Origin of the sequence: Micromonospora sp. DT63, assembly GCF_049841615.1 — a bacterium.
Taxonomy (GTDB): domain Bacteria; phylum Actinomycetota; class Actinomycetes; order Mycobacteriales; family Micromonosporaceae; genus Micromonospora.
In genome coordinates this window covers 134,120-146,344 of the sequence record NZ_JBNCKQ010000010.1, presented here as the reverse complement: position 1 = coordinate 146,344, position 12,225 = coordinate 134,120, and the positions used below count along the sequence as shown (strand labels likewise).

16 protein-coding genes are annotated in these 12,225 nt (G+C 69.4%); 7 read left to right on the top strand and 9 right to left on the bottom strand.

From position 1 onward, the window contains the following. The first annotated feature begins 105 nt into the window (after window positions 1–105). Window positions 106–951, top strand: a complete 846-nt coding sequence (locus ACLQ27_RS28925) for an NAD-dependent epimerase/dehydratase family protein (protein WP_357495473.1) — start codon at window positions 106–108, stop codon at window positions 949–951. Between the two features lie 46 nt (window positions 952–997). Here the strand turns inward: ACLQ27_RS28925 and ACLQ27_RS28920 are convergent, their stop codons facing one another. Continuing rightward, complete coding sequence (locus ACLQ27_RS28920) at window positions 998–1,696, bottom strand: DUF899 domain-containing protein (protein WP_357495475.1); 699 nt, start codon at window positions 1,694–1,696, stop codon at window positions 998–1,000. A gap of 260 nt (window positions 1,697–1,956) precedes the next feature. Here ACLQ27_RS28920 and ACLQ27_RS28915 point away from each other — a divergent pair, with 260 nt between their 5' ends. Beyond that, a complete protein-coding gene (locus ACLQ27_RS28915; RefSeq protein WP_357495720.1) occupies window positions 1,957–2,091 on the top strand; it encodes a hypothetical protein in 135 nt (44 codons plus the stop codon). On the opposite strand, the gene ACLQ27_RS28910 is transcribed toward ACLQ27_RS28915, so the two are convergent. Both ACLQ27_RS28910 and ACLQ27_RS28905 read right to left on the bottom strand, forming a co-directional pair. Further along, complete coding sequence (locus tag ACLQ27_RS28910) at window positions 2,088–2,480, bottom strand: nuclear transport factor 2 family protein (RefSeq protein ID WP_357495477.1); 393 nt, start codon at window positions 2,478–2,480, stop codon at window positions 2,088–2,090. The genes ACLQ27_RS28915 and ACLQ27_RS28910 overlap by 4 nt on opposite strands. 163 nt (window positions 2,481–2,643) lie before the next feature. Then, window positions 2,644–3,180, bottom strand: coding sequence for a GNAT family N-acetyltransferase (locus ACLQ27_RS28905; protein ID WP_357495702.1), 537 nt, complete (start codon window positions 3,178–3,180; stop codon window positions 2,644–2,646). 170 nt (window positions 3,181–3,350) lie between these two features. On the opposite strand from ACLQ27_RS28905, the gene ACLQ27_RS28900 reads away from it, so the two are divergent. Together ACLQ27_RS28900 and ACLQ27_RS28895 are read left to right on the top strand one after the other, a co-directional pair. Further along, the gene (locus ACLQ27_RS28900; protein WP_357495479.1) at window positions 3,351–3,560 is read left to right on the top strand and encodes a hypothetical protein; all 210 of its coding nucleotides are present in this window, start codon (window positions 3,351–3,353) and stop codon (window positions 3,558–3,560) included. Between the two features lie 155 nt (window positions 3,561–3,715). Then, entirely contained in the window at window positions 3,716–3,967 is a 252-nt protein-coding gene (locus ACLQ27_RS28895) for a potassium transporter TrkA (protein WP_425869670.1), read from the top strand. Between the two features lie 48 nt (window positions 3,968–4,015). Here ACLQ27_RS28895 and ACLQ27_RS28890 read toward each other — a convergent pair whose 3' ends face one another. From ACLQ27_RS28890 to ACLQ27_RS28880, 3 genes are all read right to left on the bottom strand, one after another. Then, window positions 4,016–4,345 (bottom strand): TraR/DksA family transcriptional regulator, encoded by a 330-nt coding sequence (locus ACLQ27_RS28890; protein WP_234587543.1) that lies wholly within the window; start codon window positions 4,343–4,345, stop codon window positions 4,016–4,018. Window positions 4,346–4,806: 461 nt separating this feature from the next. Next, window positions 4,807–5,034, bottom strand: coding sequence for a ferredoxin (locus ACLQ27_RS28885; RefSeq protein WP_234587540.1), 228 nt, complete (start codon window positions 5,032–5,034; stop codon window positions 4,807–4,809). Then, window positions 5,031–6,260, bottom strand: coding sequence for a cytochrome P450 (locus ACLQ27_RS28880; protein ID WP_357495482.1), 1,230 nt, complete (start codon window positions 6,258–6,260; stop codon window positions 5,031–5,033). Before ACLQ27_RS28880 ends, ACLQ27_RS28885 begins: the two co-directional genes overlap by 4 nt. A 358-nt stretch (window positions 6,261–6,618) precedes the next feature. Here ACLQ27_RS28880 and ACLQ27_RS28875 point away from each other — a divergent pair, with 358 nt between their 5' ends. Together ACLQ27_RS28875 and ACLQ27_RS28870 are read left to right on the top strand one after the other, a co-directional pair. Then, window positions 6,619–7,305 carry a Type 1 glutamine amidotransferase-like domain-containing protein gene (locus tag ACLQ27_RS28875; protein ID WP_425869735.1) on the top strand — a complete coding sequence of 229 codons (687 nt, stop codon included), beginning with the start codon at window positions 6,619–6,621 and terminating at the stop codon, window positions 7,303–7,305. 288 nt (window positions 7,306–7,593) lie between these two features. Continuing rightward, window positions 7,594–8,697, top strand: coding sequence for an FUSC family protein (locus ACLQ27_RS28870; RefSeq protein ID WP_425869667.1), 1,104 nt, complete (start codon window positions 7,594–7,596; stop codon window positions 8,695–8,697). Window positions 8,698–8,785: 88 nt separating this feature from the next. On the opposite strand, the gene ACLQ27_RS28865 is transcribed toward ACLQ27_RS28870, so the two are convergent. Further along, window positions 8,786–9,289, bottom strand: a complete 504-nt coding sequence (locus ACLQ27_RS28865; RefSeq protein ID WP_357574538.1) for a DUF1772 domain-containing protein — start codon at window positions 9,287–9,289, stop codon at window positions 8,786–8,788. Next, a complete protein-coding gene (locus ACLQ27_RS28860) occupies window positions 9,286–10,143 on the bottom strand; it encodes an NmrA family NAD(P)-binding protein (RefSeq protein ID WP_425869665.1) in 858 nt (285 codons plus the stop codon). Before ACLQ27_RS28860 ends, ACLQ27_RS28865 begins: the two co-directional genes overlap by 4 nt. A gap of 103 nt (window positions 10,144–10,246) precedes the next feature. On the opposite strand from ACLQ27_RS28860, the gene ACLQ27_RS28855 reads away from it, so the two are divergent. Further along, window positions 10,247–11,206: a cupin domain-containing protein gene (locus ACLQ27_RS28855; RefSeq protein WP_425869663.1), complete on the top strand. Its 960-nt coding sequence runs from the start codon at window positions 10,247–10,249 to the stop codon at window positions 11,204–11,206. Between the two features lie 105 nt (window positions 11,207–11,311). Here the strand turns inward: ACLQ27_RS28855 and ACLQ27_RS28850 are convergent, their stop codons facing one another. After that, window positions 11,312–11,608: a helix-turn-helix domain-containing protein gene (locus ACLQ27_RS28850; protein WP_234581695.1), complete on the bottom strand. Its 297-nt coding sequence runs from the start codon at window positions 11,606–11,608 to the stop codon at window positions 11,312–11,314. Window positions 11,609–12,225: the final 617 nt, after the last annotated feature.

The window sequence follows — 12,225 nt, the reverse complement described above, 5'->3', positions numbered from 1 at the left end:
GCAGGCCGTCCCAATGGTCGGTGCGGCGGACGACGCATACCTGCTGACCGGCCAAGGCCTGCAACCCCTCCCGCACCGGCGCCCCCTTCACCGAACGGAGCACAGATGGACGGCATGCCCGAGGACCCGCAATCAACTACCGTTCTGGTCATCGGCGCGACCGGCTACGCCGGTTCCCACGTGGCCAAGGCCTTTGCCGCAGCCGGATACCAGGTCGCGGCGCTGCAGCGCCCCGACGGCCGGCCGGTGCCGCCGGCTTACCGGCCGGTGCCGGGCGACATCACCGACCCTTCGTCGCTGAAAGCCGCCGCGGATGGCTTCGACCTCGTCATCCAGATCGCCTGGGTCCCGGGGGACGTCGAGAGCCGAAGCGCCGAGGCCATCATGGCAGCCGGGGCACGGTTGATCCACACCTCGGGCACCGACGTCCTCGGTCCCGGCACCACCTACGAGGACACCGTGCCACGACCGCCCGCGGTGGTGGCCTGGCGTGCCGACATGGAGAGAAGGGTTGTCGCCGGCGGCGGGATCATCGTGCGGCCGGCGCTCATCTACGGCAACCGGGGCGGCGTCATCCGGGGAACGATGGTGCCTGTGCAGGAGCGTCTCGGCACCGGCGTCTATCTGGGTCATGCCGGCATCCAATGGCCCGTGGTACACGTCGAGGACCTGGCGCGGCTCTATCTGGCCGTCGCCCAGCGGGCGGCCGGCGGCACCCGCTGGAACGGCGTGGCCGAGAATCTGCCGGTGGCCGACATCGTGGCTGCGGCGGCCGGCGGTCGGGCGATCTGCTGGCCCGCCGACCAGGAACCGCCCGAGGAGATCGCTCCCATCGCGGAGCTCTACCTCATGGACCACGTCGTGAGCGCGGACCGGACCCGGCGCGAGATGGGCTGGGAGCCGGTGCACACGTCGCTGGTGGAGTATTACCGCCGGCACCCGCACGGCTGACCGCAGCGGTGGCGGGCCTCCGGACGGATGCCCGCCACCAGCACGCTCAGTACCTGTCGTGGTGTCGCAACCACGGCCGGCCGGGCTCGAGCGGGCGGCCGTTCGGCGTCAGGTCGAGGTAGTTGAACGTCGTGTGGAACACGTCGATCCCGTCGCCGTACGCGGAGTAGGTGTAGTAGACCTTCTCGCCGTCGCGGGCGAACACACTCATGCCACCCGCTTCGCCCTCGGTGAACCACTCACCCGATGCCGCCAGGGTGGCCTTGTCCATGTAGTCGTACTCGACCGGGGCCACGGTCTCGTCGAGCGTCACGTGGAAGTCGTAGTTGAACGTGCCGCCGTGCGATGAGTACCACGGCACGTTCCACCCCATGCGCTGCCGGAACGCCTCAATCTTGTCGATCGGCGCGCGGGAGACCACCGCGAACGTCGTGTCCAGGGCGTGCAGGTGCGCCAGGTCGCCGATGCCGTCGGTCAGCAGGGAACAGTGCTTGCAGCCCTCGTCCCACGCGGGATCGAACATGAAGTGCTGGATGATCAGTTGCGACCGGCCCTCGAACATGTCGATCAGCCGTGCCTTGCCGTGCCGGCCGTCGAAGACGTACTCGTCCTCGATGGCCATCCAGGGCAGTTGCCGGCGGGCGGCGTTGACCGCGTCGCGCGCCTCCATCGCCCCACGCTCCTGCTCGCGCAACTCTTTGCGCGCCGCCAGCCACTGCTCGGGCGTCACCACATGTGCCGTCATGGTCGAGCTTCCTCTCGTTCTCGGCGGTGTCCTCATGAAGTAGTCGTAGCCCGCCGGCCGTATCGAACACAGCGGCGACGGGCAACTCCCGCCCGGACACCTCACCGACCTGTCCGACGTCTCCCCGAGCCGACGACGATCGCGGCGGTTGCCGACCTGCTCGACATCACGCCTCTCACACGCTGCGCTACTACGAGCGGGCCGGGCTGGTCGAGGTGGCCCGGGACCACTACGGTCACCGCGTCCACGACGCCAGAGCGGTGCGACGCCTGGTGTTCCTCACCAGGATGCCGATGCGCGACCTGCAGCACTTCATCTCGCTCGTGGACGCCGGGCAGGACACGGTGCCCGAGCGGCTCGGCATGCTGCGTGACGCTCCAGCTCGGACGTTCTAGCCGGCGGTCGCCTCACGCTGGATCCGCTCGAATTGAGCGGCCATCGCGGCAGCCAGGGCCTGCGCGGCGGACAGGGGACGAACCATGACCGTCAACTCATCGATCAAACCGTTCTCATCCAGGTGCAGGAAGTCACAGCCCTCGACGGCGACGTCGCCGATTCGCGCCTCGAACACCAGCGCGTGATCGCGACCGCCCTCGCCGCTCAGCTCACGGACGTACCGGAAGTCCTCGAACACCCGCAGCACACCCCGCAGGATCGCGGCGGTGATGGCCTTACCCGGATAGGGCTTGAACGCCACCGGGCTGCGAAACAGCACGTCGTCGGCCAGGGCCGCCTCAAGGGCATCGGCGTCGCGTGCTTCAACGGCCGCGCGAAAGTCGATCATTACGCCAGCGTACGGGCTTTTCCGCTGTGGGGATCCGCCACGGGGCCGGCTACGGCCGGAAGGCGCCGTGGCGAGACCTTCTGATCGGGCTACACCGGCACCCGAACCCGGACGTACGCCGTCGACATGAGCGGAGTACTGGAACGGTCTCCGGGTGGACCGCCTACAGATCCATCGCATAGACCCGGACCCGGCGGCCGGTGTCCGGCTGCACGGTCTCGCGGTCCAGCGTCATGCCCAGCTTGACCATCACTCGCGCCGACGCCTCGTTGCCGACAATGTGGATGCTGACCAGCCGCCGCAGTCCGAGCCCGGCGCGAGCGTGAGCGACCACAGACCGGGCAGCCTCGGTGGCCAGGCCCCGGCCCCAGTACGCGCGGCCGAGTCGCCAGCCGATCTCCACGGCCGGCATGATCTCGGGCAGGAAGGTCGGCACCGCCAGCCCGGTGAAACCGGCCAGATCGCCGGTTTCCTTGACCTCCACCGCGTACAGGCCGAAGCCGTGCTCATCCCAGTGTCGCTGATAGTTGGCCAGGCGCTCCGCGGTCCCCGCCCGGTCCAGGGTGCGACCGTCATGGATGTAGTGCATGACCTCAGGCTGTGCGTTCACCGCGGCGAAGCCGTCCAGATCGGTGCTCTGCCAGCGACGCAACAGCAGCCGCGGAGTTTCCAGGGACGTGGCATCAGGGGAACTCGTCATCTCGGGCACGTCTCTTCGTAGCATTTCGGCCCTCGCAACTGGTCGCCGACCTGGTGCTCGCTGGTGTCGGGCCCGGCGCGCGAGGCCGGTCACCGGCGTTGCTGGCGGGGCGTGGGTGGTCACCCGATGCGAAGGTGGTCCGCACTCTGGGCGACGGCTATGGTTTGGGCATGCACGATCGACGCGGCCTCCGGCGCGTCGGCGAGCGAGCGCCGCTGCCGACGATGCTGCTGCTTGCCGTGCTCGTGCTGGTGCTCTCCGCCACCCGGTCGATCGGGCTGTGCATCGTGTTCCGTTCCGCACGGCGGGCGATCCCCGGTTGTGTGCCCGCCTGGTCGGCGGATCGTGCTCCCCCGCGCCATGCGCGGGGCCTCGCCTGATCCACTCGCCCCGCTCGCGCCGATCCCCATCGTTGCGCCCGGCTGGCCTCCGTGACCGGCCGGCAGCACTGTCACCGCGCCCGCCGCACGTGGCTCGCCACACTCCGTCGGCCTGCGCCGCTGCGCGAATCCGCACCCTGCCCGCTGGAGTCCCCATGATTGTCGAACTGACCCCGCTGCCCGGTATCGGGATATGCCGCATGTTCACCACCGTTGACGGTCGCCGCGTGGGCGTGGTCACGCACCGTCCAGGTGGCCGGCGAGATCTCGTCTACGAGTCCCCCGACGACCCCGACGCCACCTGCTCTCTGACCCTGACCCGCGACGAGGCGGTGACCCTTGCCAGACTCCTGGGAATCCTTGATGTCCTGGACATCGTCACCGTGGCGGAGTCATCTCCTGGGTGACGGTCTGCGGCTGCCGTGCCCACCGGGGCACGGCAGCCACACCGCGAGTCAGCCGTTGTGCTTCGCCTGGCAGGACACGCAGAACTGCGCGTGCGGAAGGATTTCGAGCCGCTCGGCCGGAATGTTCTGGCGACACTTCTTGCAGGCACCGTAGGTGCCGTCGCTGATGCGGCTCAACGCACCGGTGATCTGCTCGATGTTGCGGCGGGTGGCCACCAGCAGTGCGGCCCGGTTGTGGGCCTCGCTCGGGTCGCCGGTGTCCGCGTTGAGCTCGGTCAGTTCCCGCAGCCGAGCCGTCTGCGTGGCGAAGTCTTCCGCCAGGGACGCTCGCAGATCAGCCAGCCAGCCCTGGTCGACGGTTCGATGATCGACGCTCATGGTCTACCTCTACCTTTCAAGGGAAAAAGAAAAGGGCCGAAGCTTGAAAGCTTCGCCCTGGCGGTCGTTTCGTGATGCAACGATTCCGCGGGGGGCCTCGGCCGGTTCGCGCCGGGCTCGACAGCCGGAACGTGGACGCGATGTGCAACTCGCGCACAACCGGCACCCGCATCCCGACCATCCGGCACGCCGCCGTCGCCACGTGGGCAGCCCCGATTGCCGCCACACCGGTGACGGCAGAAGAGCGGAACGTCACCGGGGACATGTCTCCACCATAGGCGGCGTCCGCAGTAATGCCAACGCCTGCGTCGAGGCCCGGCTCCTGCCATGATCAGCCTTGGCGGCCCCGTCCTGGTCGGGCACGCCACCCGCATCCTGCGATCTGGATAAACAGCACAAATCCAGCCATGGCTTCGCCGGTCTTGGGGCGGTCGGAACGGTCGTCGCGACCCCCGGGTGGGTCATTCCTCGGGCGCGATGAGTCGGTCGTCGGTGGCGTCGCGGACCGTGATCGCTTCCACCGGGCACGAGTCGGCGGCGTCGAGGACGACGTCGGCCGGGGCGACGACGTCGGCCAGCGGCTCGGACAGGCCGCCCACCAGGCGGAAATGCTCGGGCGCGGTGCCGGCGCAGATGCTCGTGCCAATGCAGCGACGCGAGTCCACCCCGAGCCGCCACGCCGTACTCACCAGGCCACCGGCATGCCGAGCAGGCCCCGCACCAACATGCCGCGCTTCCACTCCAGCTCGGCTTCCGGTACGGCGAGCCGCAACCCGGGCAGGCGGGTCACGATTGTGGCGACGGCGACCTGCAACTCCATGCGGGCCAGTTGCGCGCCGACACAGTGGTGTACGCCGTGCCCGAAGCCCAGGTGCGGGTTCTGCCCGCGGTCGAAGTCCAGCCGGTCCGGGTCGGCGAAGACGGTGCCGTCACGATTCGCCGACGACAGCGAGCCGAGAACCGGCTCACCTGCCCGGACGAGAACCCCGCCGACCTCGACGTCCTCCTTGGCGTACCTGGCGAAGGAGGAGCCGACGCCGAGCGGCACGTACCGCAACAGTTCCTCGACCGCGGCCGGCACCAGCGACGGGTCGGCCCGCAGCCGAGCGAGCTGGTCCGGATTGTGCAGCAGGACGTAGACGAAGTTGGGGATCTGGGTCACCGTGGTCTCGTGGCCGGCCGCGAGCAGCCCTCCGGCCAGCTCCACCAGCTCGGTCTCGCTGAGCCGATCCTCATTCTCGTCACGGGCCCGCACCAACGCGCCGAGCAGGTCGTCGATCTCCGGCTCGCGGCGGCGCTCGGCGACCAGACCACCGATGTAGCCCCAGAGATTGTTCAGGTACTCCTGGATCGTCTCCAGGGGCAGCGAGGTGGTCGAGACGATCGCCTCGGACCAGACGTGGAAGCGGTCGCGGTCGGCGTACGGGACTCCGAGCAGCTCGCAGATCACCTGGATCGGCAGCGGCGTGGCGACGTGCTCCACCAGGTCGGCCGGAGGACCGAGCCGGACCATGTCGTCGACCAGCGCTTCGGCGATTTCCTGGGTACGGGGTCGCAGCGCCTCGACCCGACGTGCCGTGAACGCCTTCGCCACCAGCCGGCGCAGCCGGGTGTGATCGGGCGGGTCCATGGTCAGCATGCCGCTGTACTGCTGGCGCGGGGTGAGCCTGGGCTCGTCGCGCTGAACGGCCGGCGCGCGGCCGAACCGCACGTCGCCGAGGACCGTACGGACGTCCTCGTACCGGGTGGCGAGCCATGCCTCCTCGCCGTACGGGAGCTGCACCCGGGTCATCGGCTCGTTCTCGCGCAGTTCGCCATAGGTCGGATCGACGACGAGGCGGTCGGGCACACCGAACGGGTACTGTCGCGCGGGCGGAACGGTCCGGCTCTCGGTGGTCTGCGCGCTCTCCGTCATCCGGATTCCCTTCGTCGGAACGGCGTGATCCTCAGGCCGGGCACCACGTTCGTAGCGGCGCCGATTGCCAGCGTCCAGGGCTCACGAACAGCCACGCATTGACGCTCGGTGATGGTTCGATATCGGATCGTAGCGGCATATGTCGATGATCGCCATGAAGTCCGCGTCCGGGGCGAGCAAAGTGCGGGCGAGGCGCGTGGCAGCGGGTCCGGGTCGTCGTACCGGAGAGGCTGTTGACGGTTGGACGGCCGTCAGCGGATGATCCAGCGATGTATGTCGCTCGGGTTAGCGATCCGAGACGCCGACCCTGATGGACGACCTCATCGCCGTCATGCGGCGGCGCCAGGAGAGTGATTTCATGAAGTTCCTTCTCACGTCGTCGGGCATCTGCAATCCGAGCATCGCCGACGCGCTCGAAGACCTGCTGGGCAAGCCGATCGCCGAGTCCACGGCCCTGTTCATCCCCACCGCTGTCTACCCCTTCCCCGGCGGAGCCGAGCGGGCGTGGAAGGCGATTCACGGCCCGGCCGCGATCCCGCTGTCGCAGCTCGGTTGGAAATCCCTGGGGATATTGGAGCTCACCGCACTGCCGACCATCCGAGAAGAGAACTGGGTCCCGGCCGTCCGGCAGGCCGATGCCCTCCTCGTCTGGGGCGGCGATGTGCTCTACCTGACCCACTGGCTGCGCCAGTCGGGCCTGGCCGACCTCCTACCGTCGCTGAGTGACACGGTCTACGTCGGGGTCAGCGCGGGGAGCATCGCGGTCACCCCGTACAACTGCGACGCCGAATTTGACCTTGACTTCGTCCCGGACGGCAGCGACATGGCGCACGGCGCCGACCGGGCGCTGGGGCTTGTGGATTTCACGCTGTACCCCCACCTCAATCATCCGGAGATGGAGGACACCGAGCTGTCCAGCATCGAGAAATGGGCGTCCGGAATCCCGGTCCCCACCTACGCCATCGACGACAACACCGCCATCAAGGTGGTCGATGGCACAGTTGACGTCATCTCCGAAGGCGACTGGAAACTGATCAACCCCTGACCGACAAAGCGGAATTCGAGCCGGCCCACCGAACCGACTGCTACGGCCGACGCATGGTCGCGCTCCTGGTGGACGGACTACGGTCCGGCACATCCCCGTACTGACTGGGTGGCCTCGTCGACGCGGCCGAGTTTGACGGAGACGACTGACCGCGCGTCACGGGCCTCCCGTCCCGAGTGCCGCCCACCACCTGACGATTGAGCAGGTCACGGGCGGGGTAGTGCCCGTCCTCGCGGAAGATCAATCGGCGGCCGTCCCCGGTCCGCTGGGGCGGAAGGGGTGTCACCGGTGCGGACGTGGGGGCGCGACGCCGTCGCGCGGTTGCGGGGCGACGGGGTGACCGTGATCGAACTGACCGCCGCCGCGGTGATCGCCTGGCTCGTGGCAGCGGTGGTGATCCGTCACCCCGACCCGTTCTACGCCCCGACCGCCGCGCTCGTCGTGCTCGGTGAGTCCCGCGGGCGACGGCTGCGGCAGACCGTCGAGATCCTGCTCGCCGTGGCCGCCGCCGTGCTCGTCGCGGAGCTGCTGGTGTACGCGCTGGGCCCGGGCACCGGCACGGTCCTGCTGGTGCTGGTACTGACCACCACGACGCTCGTGGTGATCGGTGCCCGCCGTGCCCTGGTCGTGCAGGCCACCGTCTCGGCCATGTACCTGGTGGTGGTCGCCGCGCCGCACGGGACGCTGATGCCGTTCCGCTTCATCGACGCGCTCATCGGCGGCGCGGTGGCGTTGGCCGCCAGCCAGCTGAGGGCCGCCCGCGACCCGCTGGCGCCGCTGGTGTCGCAGGCCCGGCGCAGCTACACCGACCTGGCCGACCTGCTCGATGAGGTGAACGCGGCGCTGCAGAGCTGCGACGAAGACGCCGCCAGCGCCGCGCTGAACCAGGCCCGGCAGGTGGACGACTGCGTCGCCCAGTTGCAGACCGCCGTGCTCGCCACCGGTGAGACGCTGCGGCTGGGGCTGCGCCGCCGGCACCTGGGCAAGCTCGCCGATGTGGAAGCGACGCTGCGGCAGCTCGACTACGCCGCCCGCAACATCCGGGTGCTGGCCCGGGCCAGTGCGACCCTGACCCGCCGGCACACCGCCACACCGCCGGAGCTGGCCGCCGCGATCGGCGCGCTGACCGCCGCCGTACGGTCGGCCGGGGAGGCGCTGGCCAGCGACCTCAGCGGCGTCGACGCCGACCGGCACGCTCACCACGCCGACGCGGCGGCCCTGGAAGCGGTCCGGATCGCCGCGGGCCTGCTCCGGTCCGATCCGCCGCTGCCGGTCACCATGATCGTCGGGCAGATCCGGGCGACCGCCATCGACCTGCTGCGCGGCGTCGGCCATGACGACATGACGGTGCTGGACCGGGTGGACGAGGCGCTCGGCCTGAGCCGGGCGTGACACCTGTCGTCCGGCCCGGAGATAACAATCCGCGCCACGACGTGATGCCGCGTCACAGCGTCCATCCTGCCAGCACGGGACGGCGACGTCATCGGGACGTGCCCGAGAGGTAGGTCCCGAGACCAGCCAGCAGCAGGCTGATCAGGCTGGCACCGGCGCGCACCGAGTTCCACGACGTCCAGGCGGACGAGTAGGAGGCCCACACCCGGGCCGCCTCCGCAGGATCGGTCGGCACGCCCGCGGCGTCGAGGTTCTCGTTCATCGGCACGTTGACGACCACCGTCGGGATGAACGCGCCCACCAGGTACACCGCCGCGGCCATCAGGAACAGCACACCCGCCGACCGCTTCCCGAGGAGCAACAGCAACACACCGGTCACCGTGGCGGCGACGAGCGGGCCGAAGAACGTGACGAAGAACAGCGGATTCTGGATCCTCTGGTTGATGCTCGTCATGGCCGGGATCGCGGTACCGGGGGCGACGGCGTTCAGACCGGGCATCACCGCCACCGAAAAAGCGTAGTAGACACCGGTGATCGCACCCGTGACCACCACTGTCGCCGCGGCCGACCAGGCAGCCACTGTGGCGTTCATGCCCGGTCTCCAGCGGGTGACGTGTCCCATGCGCCAGCGGCGGCGGCTTCGCGGGCATAGTCGGTGAAGTCGCGCGGCCTGCGGCCCAGCGCCTGTTGCACACCATCGGCGAGCCGCGCATTGCGGCCGTCCAACACCGTGCCGAACAGCTCGGTCAGCACCGCCACGAGCTCCGCCGGCACGTCGTACCCGGCCATCACGGCGGCGTACTCCTCGGGCGAAACCGATCGGTAGCGGATCTCCCGTCCGAGCGCGTCGCCGATCTCCGAGGTCGCCTCGGCGAAGGTGAGAAGCCGCGGGCCGGTCACCTCGTAGAGCTGCCCCGCGTGCCCGTCGTCGGTCAGTGCCGCGACCACGATGTCGGCGATGTCGCGGGCGTCGACGAACGGCTCCGGCACGTTCCCGGCCGGGAGGGTGACCTGGCCGCCGCGTATCGAGTCGGTCAGGAAGTCCTCGCTGAAGTTCTGGTTGAACCAGCTCGCCCGCACGATCGTCCAGGCCACTCCGGAGTCCTGGACGATCCGCTCGCTGAGCGTGGCCTCCTCCTCGCCCCGGCCGGAAAGCAGAACCAGCCGTTCGATCCCGCCGGACACCGCCTGTTCGGTGAACGAGCGGATCGTCGCGACGGCGTCCGGTGCGGCCAGGTCCGGGTAGTACACCAGGTAGACCGACGAAACCCCGTCCAGTACGGGTGCCCAGGTGCGCTGGTCGGTCCAGTCGAACGGCGGCTCGCCGGAGCGGGAGCCGACCCGCACCGGCCGGTCGAGTGTGGCGAGCCGGTCCACCACCCGGCGGCCGGTCTTGCCGGTGCCGCCCAGTACGAGGATTGGCTGCTCATCAACGGTCTTCGTCATGCCAACCAGTCAATTCGAGGGCGAGCGCACCGGGAATGGGCGAGACTCTCGATCGCATGTCCTGGCGTCTCGACGGTCCACGTCGCAGGGCTAACCTGAGCGCATGGATGCGCTCGCGGGGCTGCTGGACGGGCCGAGGGCGCGCGGCGCGTTCCTGATGCGGTCGGTGTTCGACCCGCCCTGGTCGGTACGGATCCAGGATCGCGCGCCCCTCACCCTTGTCACCATGCTGCGCGGCACAGCGTGGGTGGTGCCGGACCAGGGCGCTGCGGTGCCGCTACGCCCCGGCGACGTCGCGATCATCCGTGGCCCGGAGCCGTACACGATCGCCGACGACCCGGCCACGGCGCCGCAGGCGGTCATTCATCCCGGTGAGCGCAGCACCACGCCCACCGGGGACGAGTTGTGCGACGTGATGGACCTGGGTATCCGGACCTGGGGCGAACGCGCCGACGGGGCGGCGGTGCTGCTCAGTGGCACGTACCAGTTGCAGGGCGAGGTCAGCCAACGGCTGCTGAGGGTCCTGCCCCATCTCCTGGTGCTGCCGGCCGGGGCACTGGACAGCCCGCTCATCCCGTTGCTCGACGACGAGATGACCAAGGACGAGCCGGGGCAGGATGTGGTCCTGGACCGGCTGCTCGACCTCCTGCTCATCGCCGTACTCCGGGCCTGGTTCTCCCGGCCGGAGGCGGCGGCGCCCGCCTGGTACCGAGCGCACGGCGATCCGGTGGTTGGCAGGGCGTTGCGGCTGCTGCACGACCACCCGGCAGAGCCGTGGACGGTGGCCACCCTCGCGGCCGGGACCGGTACCTCGCGGGCGGTGCTGGCCCGCCGGTTCACCGAACTGGTCGGCGAGCCGCCGATGGCGTACCTCACCAACTGGCGGCTCGCGCTGGCCGCCGACCTGTTGCGCGAACCGGACGCCACCGTCGCCGCGGTGGCCCGCCAGGTCGGCTACGGCAGCTCATTCGCACTCAGCGCGGCCTTCAAACGGGTACGCGGTCTCAGCCCGGCCGAACACCGGCAGGCCGTCGGGTCACCTGACCTCACTCCAGTGGGATGACCGTGCCGACGCGGGCCGTGTGCACCATTCCCGGCACCCACGCCGTCCGTACCGCCGCTGCCAATGATCGGGCGCTACGCGCCGCCCGCCGGTTCGCCGCGCACGCTATTGCTTCTCGTTCTGCCGGAGGGCTTCCTCGAGTTGGTCTTCGAGAATGATGATCCGGCAGGCGGCCTCCAGGGCGGTGCCCTGATCGACCATCTCCCGCGCCCGGGCGGCCAGGCGCAGCTGGTAGCGGGAGTAGCGGCGGTGCCCGCCGCTGGAGCGGTGCGGGTTGATCAGTTTCGCCTCGTCCAGGCGACGCAGGAAGTCCTGCGTGGCGCCGAGCATCTCCGCGGCCTGGCCGATGGTGTAGGCCGGGTAGTTCTCATCGCCGAACATGTCCTCGGGGTTTTGCCCCATGTCACCTCCACGTCGAGGGCCCCGGCGCATAAGCGCCGGGGCCCAGGGTTACGGGTCAGAACACCATCTTCCGACAGAAACGTCGGCTTGTCGTATCCGCACCAGCCGCCACTGACGGCATCGGGCGCGAGGATCGCATATGCGTGACCGGAGACCACCTCTCGTTCGATGGAAACTGCGGTGTCCGCCCGGCCTGACATGACAGCCGACGGCGGGCGATCCAACGGTGTAAGGCCCTCCCTTTCCTCTGCTACTTCTTCCCCTTGCTGTCGTACGGTCCGCCGGCACCGGAGCCCACGCGACTTCATGGCCCCGACACGTACGGCGAACATCAGCTGGAGCCCCGAAAAGAGCCTTGGCCCCACCTGCAACCGGCGTGCGTCACGCCGTAACTGACGTGCTCCTACTACCTCTCGGGAGGAACGGTGAAGCATGTTCCTCTCCTCGCCGCCCGTCGTGATCCCACGGCCGGACAGCCCGTCTACGTCTTGACGGATCTTTCCCCTCGACTCGAAGAAGAGTATGCCACACCACCGAAGATATCTAGTCGTCGGAACCTAGATTTCCTGACCGCCGGTCACCCACCCCGACCCCGACAGCAATCCCCAGCAGCCGTC

Excerpts from the sequence above, each read along its gene's own strand:
- ACLQ27_RS28890 (WP_234587543.1), bottom strand. The coding sequence starts at position 4,345 with ATGAGCGTCGATCATCGAACCGTCGACCAGGGCTGGCTGGCTGATCTG.
- ACLQ27_RS28875 (WP_425869735.1), top strand. The coding sequence starts at position 6,619 with ATGAAGTTCCTTCTCACGTCGTCGGGCATCTGCAATCCGAGCATCGCC.
- ACLQ27_RS28910 (WP_357495477.1), bottom strand. The coding sequence starts at position 2,480 with ATGATCGACTTTCGCGCGGCCGTTGAAGCACGCGACGCCGATGCCCTT.
- ACLQ27_RS28895 (WP_425869670.1), top strand. The coding sequence starts at position 3,716 with ATGATTGTCGAACTGACCCCGCTGCCCGGTATCGGGATATGCCGCATG.
- ACLQ27_RS28900 (WP_357495479.1), top strand. The coding sequence starts at position 3,351 with ATGCACGATCGACGCGGCCTCCGGCGCGTCGGCGAGCGAGCGCCGCTG.
- ACLQ27_RS28865 (WP_357574538.1), bottom strand. The coding sequence starts at position 9,289 with ATGAACGCCACAGTGGCTGCCTGGTCGGCCGCGGCGACAGTGGTGGTC.
- ACLQ27_RS28860 (WP_425869665.1), bottom strand. The coding sequence starts at position 10,143 with ATGACGAAGACCGTTGATGAGCAGCCAATCCTCGTACTGGGCGGCACC.
- ACLQ27_RS28905 (WP_357495702.1), bottom strand. The coding sequence starts at position 3,180 with ATGACGAGTTCCCCTGATGCCACGTCCCTGGAAACTCCGCGGCTGCTG.
- ACLQ27_RS28855 (WP_425869663.1), top strand. The coding sequence starts at position 10,247 with ATGGATGCGCTCGCGGGGCTGCTGGACGGGCCGAGGGCGCGCGGCGCG.
- ACLQ27_RS28850 (WP_234581695.1), bottom strand. The coding sequence starts at position 11,608 with ATGGGGCAAAACCCCGAGGACATGTTCGGCGATGAGAACTACCCGGCC.
- ACLQ27_RS28925 (WP_357495473.1), top strand. The coding sequence starts at position 106 with ATGGACGGCATGCCCGAGGACCCGCAATCAACTACCGTTCTGGTCATC.
- ACLQ27_RS28920 (WP_357495475.1), bottom strand. The coding sequence starts at position 1,696 with ATGACGGCACATGTGGTGACGCCCGAGCAGTGGCTGGCGGCGCGCAAA.
- ACLQ27_RS28880 (WP_357495482.1), bottom strand. The coding sequence starts at position 6,260 with ATGACGGAGAGCGCGCAGACCACCGAGAGCCGGACCGTTCCGCCCGCG.